Origin of the sequence: Paraburkholderia aromaticivorans (assembly GCF_002278075.1) — a bacterium.
GTDB classification, from domain to species: domain Bacteria; phylum Pseudomonadota; class Gammaproteobacteria; order Burkholderiales; family Burkholderiaceae; genus Paraburkholderia; species Paraburkholderia aromaticivorans.
Genome location: NZ_CP022989.1, coordinates 4,093,121 through 4,112,323 on the forward strand (window position 1 = coordinate 4,093,121; position 19,203 = coordinate 4,112,323).

Here is a 19,203-nt window from a genome sequence, read left to right on the forward strand (position 1 = left end):
AGCAGCGGTCTTCGATCAATCATCCAGCAAATTGCACGATCGTGCTATTCTAAAATAACCATGGAGTCGAGCATCACAATGACCTCTCGCCATTTCAGCATCGAGACTATCGGCATTGTAGGAACCGGAGCAATGGGCCGTGGCATTGCGCAGATTGCCGCACTGGCCGGCCTCACCGTGCGCCTGTACGACACCAATCCTGCTGCGATCGGCGCCGCACGCGACTATCTCGCCGAGACTTTCGCGAAGTTGACCGCTAAAGGCAAGCTCGACCAGGCCCGCTCGCTTGCCGCACTCGCGAATGTCAATGGCGCGCAGGCCATCGGCGAGTTGGCCGGTTGCGATCTGGTCGTCGAGGCCATCGTCGAAAAACTCGACGTCAAGCAGGCGCTGTTGCGCGAGCTGGAGACTGTTGTGAGCGGCCGCTGCATCCTCGCGTCCAACACGTCTTCGCTGCCCATCACGGCCATTGCCGCGGGCTGCAGCGATCCGTCGCGAGTGGTCGGTTATCATTTCTTCAACCCCGTGCCGTTAATGAGAGTCGTCGAAGTGATCGACGGTCTGCGCAGCGACCCCGCCGCGGGCGACGCGCTGATGGACCTCGCGCGCCGCATGGGCCACACGCCGGTGCGCGCGAAAGATATGCCGGGTTTCATCGTGAATCACGCGGGCCGCGGCATGAATACCGAAGGCTTGCGCGTGGCGGGCGAAGGCGTGGCCAGCTTCGCCGAGATCGACCGCATCATGCGCGAGCAGGCGGGCTTTCGCCTCGGACCATTCGAATTGCTCGATCTGACGGCGCTGGACGTCTCGCATCCGGTAATGGAGTCGATCTACCACCAGTTTTATGAAGAGCCGCGCTTCACGCCGTCGCCCATTACCGGCACGCGGCTCGCGGGCGGACTGCTCGGCCGCAAGACGGGTGAAGGCTTTTATCGCTATGCAGACGGCAAGCAGCAAGTACCTGCCGAAGCGCCCGCGCCGAGCGGACTGCCGGCCAGCGTGTGGGTCAGCAAGCGTTACCCGCAGGCGCACGACGCCGTGGTGCAGCTCATCGAAAAAGCCGGCGTGAAGCTCGACGACGGCGCCACGCCTGAAGCGGGCTCGCTGATCGTCGTCACACCGTTCGGTCACGACGCGACCACGGCCGCCGTCGACGAAGCGCTCGACGCGAATCGCGTCGTCGCACTCGACGCGCTCTTCCCGCTCGTCGGCGCGCAACGCCGCACGTTGATGACAACGCCCGCCACCACGCGCGCCGCGCGCGACACGGCGCATGCGCTCTTTGCCGCCGACGGCGTTCCGGTCACCGTGATCCGCGACTCGACCGGCTTCGTTGCACAACGCGTGGTGGCAACCATCGTCAACATCGGCTGCGACATTGCGCAAAAACAGATCGCCACGCCGGAGGATATCGATCTCGCCGTGACGCTCGGCCTCGGCTATCCGCGCGGCCCGCTCGCCCTTGGCGACGCGCTCGGCTCGACCACCATTCTCGCGATACTGCGCAATATGTTCAGTGTGCTCGGCGATCCACGCTATCGTCCGTCGCCCTGGCTCGCGCGGCGAGCCCAACTTGGCCTCCCGCTGACCCAACGCGACGCGGCCGACCTCGACACGCACACCACGGAGACACAACAATGAGCGCCGAACTGCTGACCTCGCGCCCGACCGAAAGCGACTCGACACTGGTTCTCACGCTGTCGAACCCCGGCGCGCGCAACGCGCTGCACCCGGACATGTACGCCGCCGGCATCGAGGCGCTCGACTCCGTGGAGCGCGATCCGTCGATCCGCGCCGTGGTGATTACCGGCGCCGACAACTTCTTCTGCGCGGGCGGCAATCTGAACCGCCTGCTGGAAAACCGCGCGAAAGACCCGTCCGTGCAAGCTCAGAGCATCGATCTGCTCGGCGAATGGATCTCGGCGCTGCGCCTTTCGTCGAAGCCGGTGATCGCCGCAGTGGACGGCGCCGCGGCCGGCGCGGGCTTCTCCCTCGCGCTCGCGTGCGACCTGATCGTTGCCTCGGACACGGCCAAATTCGTCATGTCGTATGCACGCGTGGGCCTGACCCCCGACGGCGGCGGCTCGTGGTTTCTCGCACAGGCCCTGCCGCGCCAGTTGGCCACCGAAGTGCTGATCGAAGGCAAACCGATCGGCGCGACGCGCCTGCATGAACTCGGCGTCGTCAACAAACTGGCCAGGACCGGCGCCGTGCGCGACGCCGCGGTTGCCTGGGCCGACGAGCTCGGCAAGATCTCGCCCAATTCGGTCGCGCGCATCAAGGGCTTGATCGGCGCGGCCGGCACGCAGCCGCTCGCCGATCATCTGGTTGCGGAGCGCGACAATTTTGTCGCGTCGCTGCATCATCGCGAAAGCCTCGAAGGGATTTCCGCGTTCCTCGAAAAACGTGCTCCGGTGTATAAGTGAACCTCAGTGACCGACAGGACCATGCCTGACTATCAACTGCCCAAACGCCGCCGCATCTTCCTGATGCGTCACGGCGACGTCACCTATTTCGACGGCTCCGGCCGCGCGATCGACCCCGAGACCGTGCCCCTGAACGCCAACGGTCGCGAACAGGCCAGCGCGGCGGGCCGCGAGTTCGCCGCCCAGCAGATCCAGTTCGACCGGGTGATCGTCAGCGGCTTGCCGCGCACCGTCGAAACGGCGCGGCGCGTTCTCGCCGAGACCGGCCAGCAGATGGCACTGGAAATCGAGCCCGCGTGGGAAGAGATTCGCGGCGGCAAGCTCGGCAATATTCCGTTGCACGATATGGAGGCCGCTTTTCTCGGCGTGTTCGACGGCGTCGTGCCGGAAAGCACGCGCTTTCTCGACGGCGAGACCATTGGCGAGTTATTCGATCGTGTGCTGCCCGCGCTGGCTGCGTTGCGCGACGACACGTCGTGGGACACCGTGCTGCTCGTGCTGCACGGCGGTGTGAATCGCGCCATCCTGTCGCATGCGCTCACGGCAGGCGGCCGCACGTTCTTCGGACATCTGGCGCAAGCCACCGGGTGCATCAATGCGCTCGACGTGGGCGCCGCGCCGCGCGACTGGGTGCTGCGCACGATTAACTATTCGCCGCCCTCGCCGCTTCATCGCGGCGTGCGCAATACCACGATGGAAATGCTCTACGCGCAATTCATTCAATACAAGCGTAGCTGAACCCGAACTGGAGGAGACAGATGGTGCAAGCCACACAGACCGGCGAACCAGAACACCAACCGGATTATTCGGATTTCGAGGGCACGCGTGCGCTGAGCGAGCGGCAACGCTTCGACAGCGACGCGCTCGCCGCGTGGCTGGCCCAGCACGTCGACGGATTTGCCGGACCGCTCACGCTGGAGCAATTCGCCGGCGGGCAGTCCAATCCGACCTTCAAGCTGCTCACGCCGTCACGCGCGTATGTGATGCGCGCCAAACCCGGGCCGGCGGCGAAGCTGCTGCCGTCCGCGCACGCCGTCGAACGTGAATATCGCGTCATGCATGCGCTCGCCGACACCGATGTGCCGGTCGCGAAAATGCTCGCCTTGTGCGAAGACGAAAGCGTGATCGGCCGCGCGTTCTATGTGATGGAGTTCGTCGAAGGCCGCGTGCTGTGGGACCAGTCGTTGCCCGGTATGACGCCCGCCGAACGCGCCGCCATTTACGACGAGATGAACCGTGTGATCGCGGCGCTGCACAGCGTCGACGTGGCGGCGGTGGGTCTCGCCGATTATGGCAAGCCGGGCAATTACTTCGCGCGCCAGATCGGCCGCTGGAGCAAGCAGTACGTCGCATCCGCGACCGAGCCGATCGACGCCATGCAGCGCCTGATCGAATGGCTGCCGCAGCATATCCCGGCCGAAACGGGCGAGCGCGCTTCGATCGTGCATGGCGACTACCGGCTCGACAATCTGATCTTTCATCCTCGAGAACCGCGCGTGCTCGCCGTGCTCGACTGGGAGTTGTCGACGCTCGGCGATCCGCTCGCCGACTTCGCCTATCACTGCATGGCGTGGCACGTCGATCCGACGCAATTCCGGGGGATCGCGGGCCTCGATTGGGCCGCCTTGGGCATTCCCGACGAAACTGAGTACGTGGCGCGCTATTGCCAGCGCACCGGCTTCGAGATTCACGGCGACTGGAATTTCTATCTGGCGTACAACATGTTTCGCATCGCCGCGATCCTGCAAGGGATCATGAAACGCGTCGTCGACGGCACCGCGGCCAGCGCCCAGGCGCTCGACGCCGGCCGCCGTGCGAAGCCGATGGCCGAACTCGCCTGGCGCTACGCGCAGAAAGTGCGCTGACCGGAGTTGCGCGCTGCGTCGCGCGTCTGGTCGCGCCCCGAACAAACGTCGTCCGTTACCCGTTATCCGCGAGGTCTTACATGAATTTCGATTACACCCCGAAGGTTCAGGCGTTGCGCGAGAAACTGCTCGCCTTCTTCGACGAGCACATCTATCCGAACGAGCAGGCGTTCTACGCGGAGATTGCACGCAATCGCCAGAACGGCAACGCGTGGCTGCCGACCGAACTGATCGAACAACTCAAGCAGAAGGCGCGCGACGCGGGCTTGTGGAATCTGTTCCTGCCTGAATCCGTGCGCGGCGCCGGCTTGACGAATCTCGAATACGCGCCGCTGTGCGAGATCATGGGCCGCGTGCCCTGGGCGCCCGAGGTGTTCAACTGCAACGCGCCCGACACCGGCAACATGGAAACGATCGAACGCTACGGCAGCGAGGACAACAAGCGCGAGTGGCTCGAACCGCTGCTGCAAGGCCAGATCCGTTCGGCGTTTCTGATGACGGAACCCGAGGTGGCGTCGTCGGATGCGACCAATATTCAGACCAGCATCGTGCGCGAGGGCGACTACTACGTGATCAACGGCCACAAATGGTGGTCGTCCGGCGCGGGCGATCCGCGCTGCAAGATCTATATCGTCATGGGCAAGACGGATCCGCAGGCGCCGCGCCACCAGCAGCAGTCGATGATTCTGGTTCCCGCCGACGCCACCGGCATCACCGTGCACCGCCCGCTCACCGTCTTCGGCTACGACGACGCGCCGCACGGGCACATGGAAATCACGCTCGATAACGTGCGCGTACCCGCCACCAACATGCTGCTCGGTGAAGGCCGCGGGTTCGAGATCGCGCAGGGCCGACTCGGACCGGGACGCATCCATCACTGCATGCGCCTGATCGGTCTTGCTGAACGCGCACTCGAATTGATGTCGAAACGTTCGCTGCAGCGTGTCGCGTTCGGCAAGCCGGTTGCCGCGCAAGGCGTCACGCAGGAGCGTATTGCCGAAGCCCGCTGCATGATCGAGCAGGCGCGTCTGCTTACCCTGAAAACGGCCTACATGATGGACACCGTCGGCAACAAGGGCGCACGTGGCGAGATCGCCATGATCAAGGTCGTCGCGCCGAACATGGCGTGTCAGGTAATCGACTGGGCAATCCAGGCGCACGGTGGCGGCGGTGTCTGCGACGACTTCCCGCTGGCGTATGCCTATGCGTGCGCACGAACCCTGCGCTTCGCCGACGGTCCCGACGAGGTGCACCGCAATGCGATCGCCAAACTCGAACTTGCGCGTTATATGGATGCGGGCGCAGCGGCTCGTGTGGAGACGCCGATTACGCGGGTTTGAGGTCGAACAGGTTTGAGGCGCGGCGCAAAACGCGAGACATCGATTTCGCCGCGACATCTGGATCCGCAAAAACAAAAAGCGCGAGCCGGCATGACTGCCGCACGCGCTTCTTTGACACCCGTGCACCGAACCACTAGAAATAGTGCCGCGTAATGAACTCCGCGACACACACCGGCCGCTCGTTACCCTGCCGTTCCAGCGTCACCGTCCAGATCACTTGCACACCGTTGTTATCCACTTCGGCAATGGACTCGACCGCGAATCTGGCGCGCAACCGCGAGCCTACCGGTACCGGCGAGGTGAACCGCACGCGATTCAATCCGTAATTGACGCCCATGCGCTGTTCGAGCGCCACCGTTTTATTGAGCAGGGCCGGAATCAACGACAGCGTGAGGAAGCCATGCGCAATGGGACCGCCGAACGGCGACTCGCGCCGCGCCCGTTCCGGGTCGACGTGAATCCACTGATGATCGCCGGTCGCTTCGGCAAAACGATCGACGCTCGCCTGGTCCACGGTCAGCCATTCGCTAACGAGCGGCTCGGCGCCCACCAACGCGTGCAAGGCGGCGGCGCCGCCGAACGTTGCGGCAGGTGCCGCATTGCCCGTCATGACGCGGCACCCGGATTGCGCAGGCCGAACAGTCCCTTCGAGCGCACCGTGATCACCGTTTCTCCGTGCTGATTGATGCCTTCCCACTGCGTCGATACGATGCCGCGATCCGGCTTGCTCTCCGAAACGCGTTTATCGAGCACGGCGTTCATCATGGTGATCGTGTCGCCAACCCGCACCGGCTTCAACCAGCGGATTTCGTCGATACCGGGCGAGCCCATCGACGTGGAACCCGCGAATGCGTTGCGCACCAGCATGCCCATCATGACGGAACACGTGTGCCAGCCACTCGCGACCAAGCCCCGGAACGGCGATTCGGCGGCCGCGGCTTCATCCACGTGGAACGGCTGCGGATCGAACTTCTGTGCAAACTCGACGATCTCTTCATGCGTGAACGTGTGCTTGCCGATTTCGATGCTCGTGCCGACTATCAAGTCCTCGTAACTCAAACCCATCGTCGTATCTCCTTTTATTCGAATCTAGCGGCCGATCAGGCTTCGGCCGTGACGAAGCCGGGCAGCGCGGCGAACCGCGCGAGATGATGATCGACATCGCCCAATGTGGTTTCGATGATAGCAAGTCGTTTAAAAAGATGCGCCGCGGCCACTTCGTTCGTCACGCCCATGCCGCCGTGCAACTGAACCGCCTGCTGACCGACGAAGCGCGCGGCCTGGCCGACCCGTGCCTTCGCGGCGGAAACCGCGCGGCGACGTTCGTCGACATCCGCGCTGGTGTAGCGCATGGCGGCCAGATACGTGACGGAACGCGCCTGCTCGGCGTGAATCAGCATCTCGACCATGCGATGCTGCAAGGCCTGAAAACGCGCGATCGGCTGACCGAACTGCTGGCGCGTCTTCGTGTAGTCGACGGTGGCGAGGTTCAAGGCGTCGAGCGCGCCGATCGCCTCGGCGCACAAGAGCACCGTGCCGTAGTCCGCAATGTGTTCGAGCGCGGCCGCGCCGGCGTGTTGGCCGGCAAGCCGGCGCGCAGGCGTGCCGTTGAACTCGAGTGTGGCGGCACGTTGTCCGTCGATCGTGCGGTAGTCCGTCATCTTGACGCCGGCCGCGTTGCGCGCCACGACGTAGAGCGCGATCTCGCCATTCAGCCGCGCCGGCACGATCCAGTGGTCCGCTTGCGCGCCGTGCAGCACGACCGACTTCGTGCCGGCCAAGGTCTGCTGCTCGCCCTGCCCGCTTGCGGTTGTCTCGACCGCGAAGAGGTCGTAGCGGGCGTGCGGTTCGTGAAATGCCACGGCCAGTTTGATCTCACCCAAAGCTGCACGTTCGAGCAGCAACGCGTCCTCGCCTTCTCCATTGCCCGCGAGGCGCAATGCTTCGATGCCGACTGCGGTCGCCCAATACGGCTCGACGACCAGCGCGCGGCCGAGCTCCTGCATAACCACCAGCATGTCGATCGGGCCGCCGTTGAAACCGCCTTGCGCTTCCGGCACCGGCAGCGCCGTCAGGCCCAACTCAGCGAACGCGGCCCAATGCGCGTCCGACACGCCGGCTTCCGATCGCACGATCGCCTGGCGCGCTTCGAAGCCGTAGCTCTTGTCCAGATAGCGGCGCAGCGCGTCGGCGAATTGCTGTTGTTCGTCGTTGAATGTGAAGTCCATGCGCCGCTCCTCAAAGTCCGAGAATCATCTGCGCGATGATGTTCTTTTGAATTTCGTTCGAGCCGCCGTAAATCGACGTCTTGCGGAAGTTGAAGTAGTACGCGGCCAGCGGCGCGGCATCGTCGTCGCCGGCGAGGCTATGCGCGCGTTCGCCTTCGAGAAACGCTATGTCGAACGGCGCGGCGAGCGGACCGATCGCCTCGAACATCAGCTCGGTCAACGCTTGCTGAACTTCCGTGCCCTTGATCTTCAACATCGACGCTTCCGGTCCCGGCCCGCGCCCACCTGTTTCATTCGCAACCACGCGCTGCACGGTGACTTCGAGCGCCATCAACTCGATTTCCAGGCTCGCGACTTTTGCGGCGAACACCGGATCTTGCAGCAGCGGCTTGCCATTCTTCTTCTGATTCAGCGCGAGGCGTTTCAGGAAAACGAGTTCGCGCTTGGACTGGCCGACCCGCGCGATACCGGTGCGCTCGTGGCCAAGCAGATACTTCGCGTAAGTCCAGCCGCGATTTTCTTCACCGACCAGGTTTTCGACCGGCACCTTCACGTCTTCGAAAAACACTTCGTTGACTTCGTGGTCCTCGTCGAGCGTAATGATCGGCCGCACGGTGATACCCGGCGTTTTCATGTCGATCAGCAGGAACGAGATGCCCTCCTGCTTTTTGGCGCCGCTGTCCGTGCGCACGAGACAAAACATCATGTCGGCGTACTGGCCCAGCGTAGTCCACGTTTTCTGACCGTTGACCACGTAATGGTCGCCCACGCGCTCGGCGCGCGTGCGCAGCGACGCCAGATCGGAACCCGAGCCCGGCTCGGAATAACCCTGGCACCACCAGTGCGTGCCGTCGAGAATGCGCGGCAAATAGTAGCGCTTCTGCGCCTCGTTGCCGTACTTCATCAGCACGGGCGCCACCATGGAGACGCCGAAAGGCAGCACGGACGGCGCGCCGAGGCGCGCACACTCTTCGTCCCAGATATGCCGTTGAGTCGCGTCCCAGCCCGGACCGCCGTATTCTTTCGGCCACGCGATCGCCGACCAGCCGCGCGTGCCGAGCAGCTTATGCCAATCTGCGAAATCTTCGCGGGAGAGCCGCTTGTGATTGAGTACCTTGTCGCTCAGTTCGCGAGGTAGGTTGGCCTCGAGCCAGGCGCGGATGTCGGCGCGGAACGCGCTGTCAGCGGGGGAGTAGTCCAGATTCATGCGTAGTGTCTCCTGGCCGCCACCACCCGCCGCCAGCAGGCCACTGCGCTATTGCAGCGGCTCTTTCAAGGCAGCCGGGACCGGTAGCGGCATCACTTCGATGCCTTCTTCGACCAAGGCTTTCGCGTCTTCCGGTGTCGTGACACCGCGAATATTGCGTGCCGGCGCTTCATTGTAGTGAATGCGCCGGGCTTCCTCGGCGAAGCGGTCGCCCACGTTCTCGGTCTTTTCCAGGACCTCGCGCAAGGCGCGCATCACGCGCGCCTGCATGTCGACTGCACCCGCTGGCGCGTTCGTCTGCGTCGCACCCGACAGGTTCAGGCGCGGCGCCGACGGCAAACGGTTCACCTCGTTCGCCCCGCAGATCGGACATTCAACGAGCTTGCGGGACTGCTGCGATTCGAAGTCATCAGCCGAAGCAAACCAGCCTTCGAACCGATGGCCGTGCGGACACTGTAAATCGAGGACCTTCATCTGGAATCAGGGCTTGCGTGCCAGTTTAGCGCAAAACGTAAATTTGTGAACGGTCGTTCGTAAATTTTTACGGACAACGCGCCAGCGCCTGACGTTGCCAACAAATCAGACGCGGTGGGCGATTTTAACGCTTTGCGCAAAGGCCTGCCGAAGGCGCTCCTAAAGGCCACTGGGCTTGGCGATCACATTGGCCTCGTGAATTCGCACGCGGTTTGCGGCTCTGTTTTTATGCCACAAGGCATTCGAGTTGACGGTTAAGGCGCGGCTCGAGATCGCGGGCTTCTTTGGCGAGGTTGATCTGCTTGGCCGATTTTGCGACGTCGAACACGGCTGCCTTGATTTCATAGCCGCCGCGCGCAATGAGCCAATCAAGAATGTCCGACAGATGCCACACCGACGCACTGCCCTCGTGGACCGCCGCCGGAAAGTCGACTGCGTGGTTCAGCATCAGCTTGCGCATGTTTTGCCGCGACACGCCCGCGATTTCAGCGACGTCGGTGAGGCCGACGAAATCGGGACCTGCCTCGACAAGCCGCGCGGAGGGCACCGCTTGCTTGACGTCCTGAAGGGCGCTGACCAGCGCCGCGAATGCAGACGCGCCTTCGCGGGTAAAAAACAGCGCAATGCGGCCCGGTTGCCCGACGCCGACGGTGGCGTCGTCGCATCCTGCTTCGCCCAGCCGTTCGACGATCGCGTCGAGATCGCAATCTTCCGCCGCGAGGCGGTACTTCAAGGTGAACACATATTCCATGATTTACTCCTGCCTTCATTCAGCCCGCGGCTTTCGCCAACGGCGCGCTCTCACTAGCGGCGAGCCGTGCAGTTGTCGACGATCCGCCGCAAATGTCTCGCATGGTTGCCAGGATTTCTGGGCGTGCTCCAGATGCTCGCTATGCAGAACTCGCCGCACCGACAGTCCGCGTTGTTGTCGGGACAGTACATTTTTCCCCAGGCGTGGCCTTTGCCGCCGCCCTGAATACGCCAACCGTTTGTTTCGGCGTATGCCAACGCTGCCTCGACCTCTTTCTTAGAGTGGGTTCCTCGAACCATCTATGCCCTCCAATTTAATGAGTGAGAACGTAGTTGTCAAGTGACAACTTGAATTTATCCACGCCAAATGGACCCCCGCTCACACGTTTCGTTATCCAAATCAAATGAACGGCTCGATGCCGTTACCAGAGGTTCATACTAGAGACACAGCGGCCTTGGGGCGAGACTGCCGGAAGTTATAAGGCAAGCGCACCGTTTTCGAGATATCGGACCGACATGTCGGCCTGCGGTCGCGCACTCTGCGCTATCGGCGCCATTGCAACGCCGCTATAGGGATTTTTCCTGCAACCCAAGATGATCTATTCGATTGATGTGTAGCAGCAGTCTCGCTGCGGGAGCCAAAAAAACAGCCGCCGCCTCGCGCGCAATGAAGGAAGGCGAGCCATCGCGGCCCGCCCTTTTTTTGCGCCTTTCGTGCACCCTCGGTCATCCCTTGAGAAGCCGCTTGATGAGCCATGCATACAGACGGTCCAGAGTCGGCTCGACGTGCCGCTCACTCCAGTCGAGCGCGAGTATCGTGAACGTCACGAGCGCCGCGCTCGCAACGAACCCGGCCAGCCACGGCTCGACCTGCGGCCAGTTCAAGACGATCCTCCGTGCGAGCACATTACCACCTACGAGCGACACGACGAAATAGATCGCCTTTCGCCACGTCGTGGTCTCATGCGAACGCGTCAGATACAGGAGCGCTCCGCACGCGACGCCCAATACCCGTTCGAAGTCGTTGAGCATGTGCGACGCGACAAAGGCGACACCGCCTCTCAAGCCGCCCACCAAGACCGGCGTGGCGAAAAAAGCAACAGGATAAGTGGCCATGATGGTATCCCACTCCAGAGGTCCAGAAGCCGACCGGCTCGTGTGCGGCGACGCTCGCGGAGCGCCGCCGCACTTCCCGGTCAGGACATGATCAACCGCGTCCAGCCATCAGGCGGTGCCGAGGTCCTGCCAGACCTTGCCGTCATACGGCTGCTTGCTCGTGCAGTCGGGATTGCCTGGCTCGTCGGAGCGGCTCGCCCACCACGACGCGCGGTACTTGCGCAGACCCTGGCCGTGATAGTCGTGCGTCACCTCCGAGCCGCCCGGATAGTCCTGCGGCTTCCACGTGCCGGCGCTCTGGCCCGCGACGACCGTCACCGTGACCGATGCAACCGATTGCGCGCCGTCGCCGCCGTGCCCGGTCACCGTCAGTCGCACCGGATACGCGGTGGTCTTCGTGAGCGTCGGTGCGGTCACGGTCACGCTCGCCTGGTCGGAGCCGTCGAAAGACAGGCCCGGCGCGCTCCACTTGTAGACGAGCGGTGCCGGGCCGGTCGAATCCGCACCCGAGAGCGACAGCGGCGCGCCGCTCTCCACGTTCGTCTTACCCGTGATCACCGCACGCACGGAGCCGCCGGACGACGGCGTGGCTTCCAGATAGATCGCCTCGCTCGACGTGGACGTGCCGTCGCTCACCGACAGTTGGATCAGGTAGTCGGTGGTCTTTTCGACGCTCGGCACCACCCCGCTCACGACCGCCATATGCGAGCCGTCGAACGGCAACTGCGGCGCCTCCCACGCGTAGGACAGCGGATCGCCGTCCGGATCGAACGACGCGGTGCCCGACAGCTGGAACGCCGTTCCCGACGCGAGTTGCATCGTCATTCGGGCCACCGGCGGCTGACCGCTTTTCGATTTCACGGTCAGCGTGACCTGCGCAGTGTTCGTGCCGCCATGGCCGTCGTCGACCGTCAATTTCACCGCGTAGCTTTTTGCGCTGGCCGTCGGCACGACGCCGTCGACCTCGACCGTGGTCGCGCCGTCGAACGGCAGGCCCGGCGCCGACCAGCGGTAGGTGAGCGCATCGCCGTCCGGATCGTTCGAGCGCTTGCCGCTGAAGTGAATCGCGTCGCCTGCGAACGCTTCCTGCGGACCGTCGATCGCGGCTACCGGCGGCCGGTTGCCGCCTTGCACATTGATACCCTTGAAGTAGAACGGCGACATGTCGATCGTCTGCTTCGCGATCTCGTTGCCGAGCCCTTCGCGCGCGGCATTGACGAGTACGCCGCCGTCCATGTCGATGGTCCAGGTGAACAGACCCGCGAGACCGCGTTGGCGCGCGTATTCGCCCTTGGCTTTCACCGTGCGCGGCGTATCGACCGAAATGAAGAGTTTCGAGTCTTTGCTGTACAGGTAATCGGCGTCGGCGACTTCGTCGGTATAGACGTCGTAGCCGTTGATGCCGCGCTGGTTCTCCAGATCCAGGTAGTTATAGATCAGGTCGTACCATTCCGTCGTGCCGGATTCGAAGCTGCCGGTGGTCGTGCCGGTGCCGGGATCGTAGGTGCCTTCGAGCGGCGACAGGTTCGTGAGCTTCGCATTGCGCGCGCTGCGGCTATACGCCGCGTAGCCGATCGCCACGCGGTTCAGCGGAACACCGATCTGGACCAGATAGTCGATCGCGGCGTCGATGCTGAACTCGTTCGGGTCGCTCGGGTGGCTCGGATGGAGATTCGTGTGATGCGCGAGCTTCGGCGCCCACGGCGTGCCGAAGAAGTCGTAGGTCATCAGATTGATGCCGTGCACGCCGGCATCGAGCATGCCCTTCAGGCCGGCTTTCTTCATCTTCGACAAGGCGGCGGATGCGGCGATGCTGATCATCACATCGTTGCGGCCTGCGCTGTCGAACGCCTGCCTGAGTTCGCGCACCAATGCCTGGAAGTTCGGCGTGTCGCTGTCGGAATAAGTATTGCCGTCGTTACCCTCTGCCGCCGGATACTCCCAGTCGAGATCGATCGCGCCGAACATCGGGAAGCGCTTGAAGAGGTCGAGAATGCTGTTGATCAGCGTCTTGCGTCGCGCCGGATCGGCGACCACCCAGTGAAACGCCTCGCTCATCGTCCAGCCGCCGATACTGAACGACAGCACCAGGTCGGGATTCTTCGCCTTCAGCTTGCGCAGGCCGCCCAATACGCCTTGCGCGGTGTCCTGATGAAACAGTGCCTGATAGTCGTTGCTCACCCAGCCCGGAAAACCGCAATTCCGATACGAAGCGACGTCGCCCCAGGCATCGACGAAGGTCGCTTCGTCTTTCTTGCGGCCGAAATCCTGCGCGGCCCGGTTGATGGTGTCCTGCTTCTCGCCCTTGTCGCCGATGATGCCGGCAAAGCCGAGCACGAGCTTGTCGTACGCTTTCGCGTCGAGCAGCATCAGGTCGATGCCACGGCCGCACGAATCGTCAGCGAAATCGCCGTCGTAGCGTCCGTCGTATTGCGACCAGTCCGTGTAGTAGCCGAACACCTTCGCATCGTTCGGCTTATAGCTGTTGTAGACCCGCTTCGCCACGCGGCCGGACGTGTAGCTGAACTTCTCGACTTCGGTCGCCGGCTTGTAGCCGTTCATCTGATACTTCTTTTCCGTCGCCCCCTTGGCGCCGGACTTGTCGCCCGGATCGCCGTTGTACACCAGCTTGCTGTTCTGGCGGCCCTGCTGCACCGAGCCATTGACAGAAGTAAGATCATTCGATTGCGTCATAAGAACCTCGTTCATGAAAAGTGGATGTCGACGGCGACGCACTGTGGCGTTGCCTGATCGACCTGTTCATGTTCGGATGCCTCATCGACGAACGACATGGAAAAGCCATCGAAAATGCGCGCTCCGCAAGCCGGCGGCGTAGGCGATTGGCGAGGACATGCCACCTATGCCGATCCTCCACAGGTCACCGCGTCGAAATGCGCGACCGCCGACGCGAGCCGCGTGTCATATGCATGAGCGTGATAAGCCGGACCGTTGTAGCGTCGCGCGAAGTCGCCCCACCTGCCCTGTTGCAATGCGCGAAGCATCTCTGCGTCGCGCTCGATGAAACGGACGAATGCGTCGAGCTGGCTGCGCTCATCGATGGTCATCGACACGGCAAAATCGGACGCACTGGCATAATCCAGATACAGCCAATGAAGGCCCATGATCTGGAAGAGCCCCCAACTACAGGCTTCGATCGCGCAATCCCGATCGAGCGCGCTGGCCGCATCGAAACGTTCGTATTCCTGTACGCCGCCCAGATAACCTCCGGGTGTCGTATTGACGATCTCAGGAAATTCGTTGCGCCAGCATTGCGCGGGCAGCGCTGCGGCCACTAGCCGCCGATACATCACATGGCGTTCGAACAGGATCTTGGCGCGGGCGTCCGGCAGGAAGCCAAAGCCCGCGCTCTCGACCTCGATGAGCGCAAGAAGCCGCGCGGGGGCGACGCCGAGCGAGTCGCTGGCCTCGGTCACGTCGGAGCTGGACAGCAATCCGGCATCACGCGCCGTTTGCGTGAGCAGCGCGCGCGTCTGCTCGCACACGATGCCGGTGTCCGGCAGCCCACGCCGTTGTTGAAAACGTCGCAGCGCACCCTGCGTATCGGCGCCCGACAGACCGTCCACTTTCAGGCGTGGATTTTCCTGCGCCAACGCACGCTGTAAAAAGACGACGCTCGTGCCGCGAGTGATTGATGAGTTCATGATCGGTAACCGTGAGGTGAAAAAAGAGTCGCGGCAGATAGGAAAGCTAACTGCTGCCGCGGCGTGATTGTTTTTCCTCCGGTCCATGCCCGCCATAGAAGATCGCGACCATTCGCGTCGTGTCTGCCGTTCCGGCTTCCACGTTGCTGTTCGCCACATGGAAGTCCGGATAATCCATCTCGCGTCGGGGTATGTCCGTTACATCGCGCGCCCGTCCAGATTCCTCCATTGGCTGCGACTATTTGCCGATGCTACGTTACGCATACTGAATGCGCTGGAGGAATTCGTGAGTAAAGATAGTTGCGTCGTTCGCTTCGACTGGCGACATGACCGTGTCTCTGTCGGCCATATCGCCGTCCGCGTGTCGGGACAGGAAAAGGAGGTGCTTCGGCTGATGGTGGAAAGCGCTGGACGTGTATGCGACCGCGAAGCATTGATGGGCGTCGTATGGGGCGAGCGTGCGATCCACATGGACGAGCTCTATCTGACCCAACTGGTCTACCGGTTACGCAAGTCATTGAGGCCGCTCAGCCTCGGCGACCATATCGTGACGATGCCTCGTGCCGGCTATCGATTCGACCCGGAAGGACTACAGATCCATGCCGGCGAAGCCCCGCCGGACAACACGGTTTCGCCGCCTGGCACTTTCGTCGCGGATGAGCTTGCACCGCGCAGCGCAGGTCTTCGTCACTGGTGTGCGCGATTGCGTCCCAGCGCGTCCTATCAGCCGGCGTCGCCGGAATCGATCGGCCTGCCGGCCATTCACACCGAGGAGGGTGTCGTCACTCATGCTGGGGCAACCGTTCATTTGACGGGCTTCGAGCGCGCGCTACTCCAGGCGTTCGTCGAACAGCCCGACGTCACGCTGGAGCGTCACGAGTTGATCTCACGGATCTGGGGCGATGAGCAAGGCGTCGACGTCAATCGCCTGACGCGGCTGGTGTCGCGCTTGCGGCGTTCGCTGCAGCCGCTTGGACTCGACCAGCAACTGCTTTACATACCTTGTGTCGGATATCGGTTCTGCAGGACTGTGCCGCCTTCGCCCGGCGGTATCGGCAAAGGTGCCCGCGGCTCTCTGCTGTCATTCGCAGCCGCGCGTCAGGCTTTGTCGCGCGTGGTTGCCGCGCTCGCCTGGATCGCACCGTGGCTCGCATCGCGGCGGACCGTCCTGCCGATCGGCGCGGCGCTGTTCGCTCTCGCGGCCGCACTTGCGATGCCCGCCGACCTCGGCAACGCGAGCCACCTCAGCCGGCCCGTCTACGCACTGCGCACTGGACACGGCGCACCCATCACCTGCAGCGCCGATTTTGTTCATCGCGTATTCATTCGCGACGTAGTCGATTCAGTGACGGAGTCGAGTTCTCCAACCGTGCCAGCCACCCTGGACAACGCATGGAGCCGGATCGTCGCGGATTTACGCGCGGCGGGATGCCGTAGCGTGACACCTTCCGCGCCGTTGTAACGACCGACGTGGATCGGCCTTGGATAGGGCGGCGGGATGCCGCGCTGAACCCTGCGGCAATCCCCGGCTCAGGGTGGTCGGCGAGACGGGTCTCGCGGCGGCGCCCACGCGTGAGCGCGTAAGGGGCGTGGGTGACTCGTCGCGCCTGGAATCGTCACCGGGCCGGGCAAGTAGGCCGCGGCCCACGCGGCGGCATTGGGCAACGGCGCTTGCCGTGCCGCCTGTGCGTCGAGCGGAACGCTCAGCGCGCAGGCGGCCGATCTGGCAACGCTATTGCGGCTGCCCTACCGGCCACGCGCCCGACAAAACCTTCTCCAGCCAGAATGTGCCGATCACCGTCTTGACGTCGGTGATTTTGCCCGTGCGAACCCACTCGGTCACCTCGGGCACAGTCGCCGTGAACAGTTCGAGAAATTCGCCGTCGTCGAGCTTGCGCTCACCGGCGGTCAAACCACGCGCGAGATAGATGTCGATGAATTCGGTCGAGTACGAAATGATCGGGTGTATACGCGTCAGATAAACGTACTCACGCGCGGTGTAGCCCGTCTCTTCTCGCAGTTCCCGAATCGCGCAGGCCAACGCCCCTTCATTCGGGTCGAGCTTGCCGGCCGGATACTCGACCATGACCTTGCCCATCGGGTAGCGATACTGGCTTTCCAGCAACACGCGGCCGTCGTCGAATAACGGAATCACCATCACGGCGCCCGGATGCTGAACGTATTCGCGCGTGGCGTGCTTGCCGTCCGGCAGGCGAACGGTGTCGCACTTGAGCGTCAGAAACGGCCCTTGATGCATCGTTTTGCTCTCGAGACAGGTCTCCGTGAGCAAGGCGTCGTGATCGGGAAGTTCAGCCATATGCGGACCTCAGGACAACTGGGTGCGCCGACGGCGAGACGCCGTCAGCGGCGTTTGACGAGATACTGGAAGGTGAAGCCGGGGAATGCGAACACCACGAATAGCGCGAATGTGATCGCGTAAAACTGCCATCCCTGTTCGAAGCGGTTGCCCGCGCGCGCTTCCAGCAGAAAACCGAGCGCGCCGACCACGAAGTACAGCACGATCAATTCGGCAATCCGGATCCAGCCGCTTTTCTTCGCCGCCTTCAGCGGCACGGCGGCGAAGAGGCGCTGATTCAGGAACGGCAGGTTGGCGCCGACCAGCGCCAACAGCACGATAAACCAACCCGCAGCCGACATCAGAGCAGCAGCGTGTGCTGGATAGCCTGCAGGCAGGCCTTCAACAACGGATCCGGCACGATACCGAGCACCAGTACGGCCACGCCATTGACGGCGAGCAAGGCACGCGTGCTGGTGTCGGCGAGGATCGGCGACTTGTCCTGCGGTTCATCGAAATACATCAGCTTGACGATACGCAGGTAGTAGAACGCGCCGAACAGCGACGTGATCACGGCGAGCACCGTCAGCCACGTCAAACCAGCGTTCATGGTGGCCTGCAGCACCGCGAGCTTCGCGTAGAAGCCGACCGCGGGCGGAATGCCGGCGAGCGAGAACATCATGACCATCATCACGAACGCGAACACCGGGCTACGCTGATTCAGGCCCTTGAAGTCTTCGAGCGTGTCCGCTTCGAAATCGCGGCGAGCCAGCAGCATGATGACGCCGAACGTTCCCATCGTCGTGATCAGGTAGACGATGCTGTAGTACATGGCCGAGCCGTACGCGTTGGCGGCGCCCGTGGTCTTGCTGTCGACCACGCCGGCCAGCAGACCCAGCAGCACGAAGCCCATGTTCGAGATCGCCGAGTAAGCGAGCATCCGCTTGACGTTGCGCTGCACGATACCGGTAATGTTGCCGACGATCAGCGAGAGCGCCGCGAGAATCACGAGCATCTGCTGCCATTCCACCGCCAGCGGCAGCAGGCCCATCACCAGGAAGCGCAAGCCCCAGGCAAATGCGGCCACCTTCGGACCGCCGCCGACCATCAGCGTCATGGCCGTCGGTGCGCCCTGATACACGTCAGGCACCCACATGTGGAACGGCACCGCACCCATCTTGAACGCCACGCCCGCCACGATGAAGATCACGCCGAACAGCAGCACGCTCGGGTCGTAGTGGCTCGTGCCGATCGCCTTGAACACTTCGTTCAGGTCGAGCGAACCGGTCGCACCGTACAGCATGGAGATGCCGTACAGCAGGAAGCCGGAAGCCAGCGCGCCGAGCACGTAGTACTTCATGGCCGCCTCGTTCGACGGCGCCGCGTCACGGCGCAGCGCGATCGCGCCGTACAACGACAGCGACATCAGTTCCAGGCCGAGATACAACGTCAGGAAGTTGTTGCCGGAGATCATGACGAGCTGACCGAGCAACGAGAACATGCCCAGCAGGAAGAACTCGCCGCGGAACAGTCCGCGATCCTCGAGATAGCGGCGCGAATAGACGATCGACACGGCGTAGCCGAGCGTCACCACCGCTTTCATCACGTTGGCGAACGAATCCACCACGTACATATGGCCGAAGTAGTAGCGCACTTGCGGGTCGAACGCGTTCATCGCAAACCAGATGCCGGCGACGAGCGTCGAGAAGAACGCGATGAAATACGTGGTACGGCGACCGGCCTGGCCGACGAACGTGTCGTTGAGCCACGCGACGACAACGGCGAGCATCACCAGCGCGTCAGGCAACAGAGCAGTCATAGGGGCGTTTTGCATGG

20 protein-coding genes are annotated in these 19,203 nt (G+C 63.0%); 6 read left to right on the forward strand and 14 right to left on the reverse strand.

Annotated elements, in window-relative coordinates; genetic code table 11:
• Nucleotides 1-78: 78 nt before the first annotated feature.
• From CJU94_RS18385 to CJU94_RS18405, 5 genes are all read left to right on the forward strand, one after another.
• Entirely contained in the window at nt 79-1,644 is a 1,566-nt protein-coding gene (locus tag CJU94_RS18385; protein ID WP_095419914.1) for a 3-hydroxyacyl-CoA dehydrogenase, read from the forward strand.
• Nucleotides 1,641-2,429, forward strand: a complete 789-nt coding sequence (locus CJU94_RS18390; RefSeq protein WP_095419915.1) for an oxepin-CoA hydrolase, alternative type — start codon at nt 1,641-1,643, stop codon at nt 2,427-2,429. The genes CJU94_RS18385 and CJU94_RS18390 overlap by 4 nt, the downstream gene beginning before the upstream one ends.
• Before the next feature lie 21 nt (nt 2,430-2,450).
• A complete protein-coding gene (locus tag CJU94_RS18395; RefSeq protein WP_095419916.1) occupies nt 2,451-3,167 on the forward strand; it encodes a histidine phosphatase family protein in 717 nt (238 codons plus the stop codon).
• 20 nt (nt 3,168-3,187) lie between these two features.
• Complete coding sequence (locus CJU94_RS18400) at nt 3,188-4,294, forward strand: phosphotransferase (protein ID WP_095419917.1); 1,107 nt, start codon at nt 3,188-3,190, stop codon at nt 4,292-4,294.
• An 80-nt stretch (nt 4,295-4,374) separates the two neighbouring features.
• Nucleotides 4,375-5,634 (forward strand): acyl-CoA dehydrogenase family protein, encoded by a 1,260-nt coding sequence (locus tag CJU94_RS18405; protein WP_095419918.1) that lies wholly within the window; start codon nt 4,375-4,377, stop codon nt 5,632-5,634.
• A 133-nt stretch (nt 5,635-5,767) separates the two neighbouring features.
• Here CJU94_RS18405 and CJU94_RS18410 read toward each other — a convergent pair whose 3' ends face one another.
• The 11 genes from CJU94_RS18410 to CJU94_RS42265 form a co-directional block, all read right to left on the reverse strand.
• Nucleotides 5,768-6,244 (reverse strand): MaoC family dehydratase, encoded by a 477-nt coding sequence (locus CJU94_RS18410; protein ID WP_095419919.1) that lies wholly within the window; start codon nt 6,242-6,244, stop codon nt 5,768-5,770.
• Nucleotides 6,241-6,699, reverse strand: a complete 459-nt coding sequence (locus CJU94_RS18415; RefSeq protein ID WP_095419920.1) for a MaoC family dehydratase — start codon at nt 6,697-6,699, stop codon at nt 6,241-6,243. The genes CJU94_RS18410 and CJU94_RS18415 overlap by 4 nt, the downstream gene beginning before the upstream one ends.
• A gap of 35 nt (nt 6,700-6,734) precedes the next feature.
• Nucleotides 6,735-7,862 (reverse strand): acyl-CoA dehydrogenase family protein, encoded by a 1,128-nt coding sequence (locus tag CJU94_RS18420; RefSeq protein ID WP_095419921.1) that lies wholly within the window; start codon nt 7,860-7,862, stop codon nt 6,735-6,737.
• Between the two features lie 10 nt (nt 7,863-7,872).
• On the reverse strand, nt 7,873-9,069 hold the full coding sequence (locus tag CJU94_RS18425) for an acyl-CoA dehydrogenase family protein (RefSeq protein ID WP_095419922.1): 1,197 nt from the start codon (nt 9,067-9,069) through the stop codon (nt 7,873-7,875).
• Between the two features lie 48 nt (nt 9,070-9,117).
• Nucleotides 9,118-9,543 carry a DUF1178 family protein gene (locus CJU94_RS18430; RefSeq protein WP_095419923.1) on the reverse strand — a complete coding sequence of 142 codons (426 nt, stop codon included), beginning with the start codon at nt 9,541-9,543 and terminating at the stop codon, nt 9,118-9,120.
• Between the two features lie 226 nt (nt 9,544-9,769).
• Complete coding sequence (locus CJU94_RS18435) at nt 9,770-10,294, reverse strand: helix-turn-helix transcriptional regulator (protein WP_095419924.1); 525 nt, start codon at nt 10,292-10,294, stop codon at nt 9,770-9,772.
• Nucleotides 10,295-10,347: 53 nt separating this feature from the next.
• Nucleotides 10,348-10,593, reverse strand: a complete 246-nt coding sequence (locus CJU94_RS41810; protein ID WP_095419925.1) for a hypothetical protein — start codon at nt 10,591-10,593, stop codon at nt 10,348-10,350.
• Between the two features lie 426 nt (nt 10,594-11,019).
• Complete coding sequence (locus tag CJU94_RS18445; protein WP_095419926.1) at nt 11,020-11,409, reverse strand: putative holin; 390 nt, start codon at nt 11,407-11,409, stop codon at nt 11,020-11,022.
• A 108-nt stretch (nt 11,410-11,517) separates the two neighbouring features.
• Complete coding sequence (locus tag CJU94_RS18450) at nt 11,518-14,103, reverse strand: glycoside hydrolase family 18 protein (RefSeq protein WP_095419927.1); 2,586 nt, start codon at nt 14,101-14,103, stop codon at nt 11,518-11,520.
• Between the two features lie 164 nt (nt 14,104-14,267).
• Nucleotides 14,268-15,071: an N-acetylmuramidase domain-containing protein gene (locus CJU94_RS18455; protein WP_095419928.1), complete on the reverse strand. Its 804-nt coding sequence runs from the start codon at nt 15,069-15,071 to the stop codon at nt 14,268-14,270.
• A 46-nt stretch (nt 15,072-15,117) separates the two neighbouring features.
• The gene (locus CJU94_RS42265) at nt 15,118-15,249 is read right to left on the reverse strand and encodes a hypothetical protein (protein WP_279636612.1); all 132 of its coding nucleotides are present in this window, start codon (nt 15,247-15,249) and stop codon (nt 15,118-15,120) included.
• Between the two features lie 108 nt (nt 15,250-15,357).
• Between CJU94_RS42265 and CJU94_RS18460 the strand changes: the two genes are divergently transcribed.
• Nucleotides 15,358-16,533, forward strand: a complete 1,176-nt coding sequence (locus CJU94_RS18460) for a winged helix-turn-helix domain-containing protein (protein WP_244220877.1) — start codon at nt 15,358-15,360, stop codon at nt 16,531-16,533.
• Nucleotides 16,534-16,803: 270 nt separating this feature from the next.
• Here CJU94_RS18460 and CJU94_RS18465 read toward each other — a convergent pair whose 3' ends face one another.
• Genes CJU94_RS18465 through nuoN form a run of 3 tightly spaced genes read right to left on the reverse strand, consistent with a single transcriptional unit; the run spans nt 16,804 to nt 19,201 of the window.
• Nucleotides 16,804-17,388: an NUDIX domain-containing protein gene (locus CJU94_RS18465; RefSeq protein ID WP_095419930.1), complete on the reverse strand. Its 585-nt coding sequence runs from the start codon at nt 17,386-17,388 to the stop codon at nt 16,804-16,806.
• Nucleotides 17,389-17,432: 44 nt separating this feature from the next.
• Nucleotides 17,433-17,729 carry a DUF2818 family protein gene (locus CJU94_RS18470; RefSeq protein WP_091795792.1) on the reverse strand — a complete coding sequence of 99 codons (297 nt, stop codon included), beginning with the start codon at nt 17,727-17,729 and terminating at the stop codon, nt 17,433-17,435.
• Nucleotides 17,729-19,201 (reverse strand): NADH-quinone oxidoreductase subunit NuoN, encoded by a 1,473-nt coding sequence (gene nuoN / locus CJU94_RS18475; protein WP_095419931.1) that lies wholly within the window; start codon nt 19,199-19,201, stop codon nt 17,729-17,731. The genes CJU94_RS18470 and nuoN overlap by 1 nt, the downstream gene beginning before the upstream one ends.
• Nucleotides 19,202-19,203 lie beyond the last annotated feature (2 nt).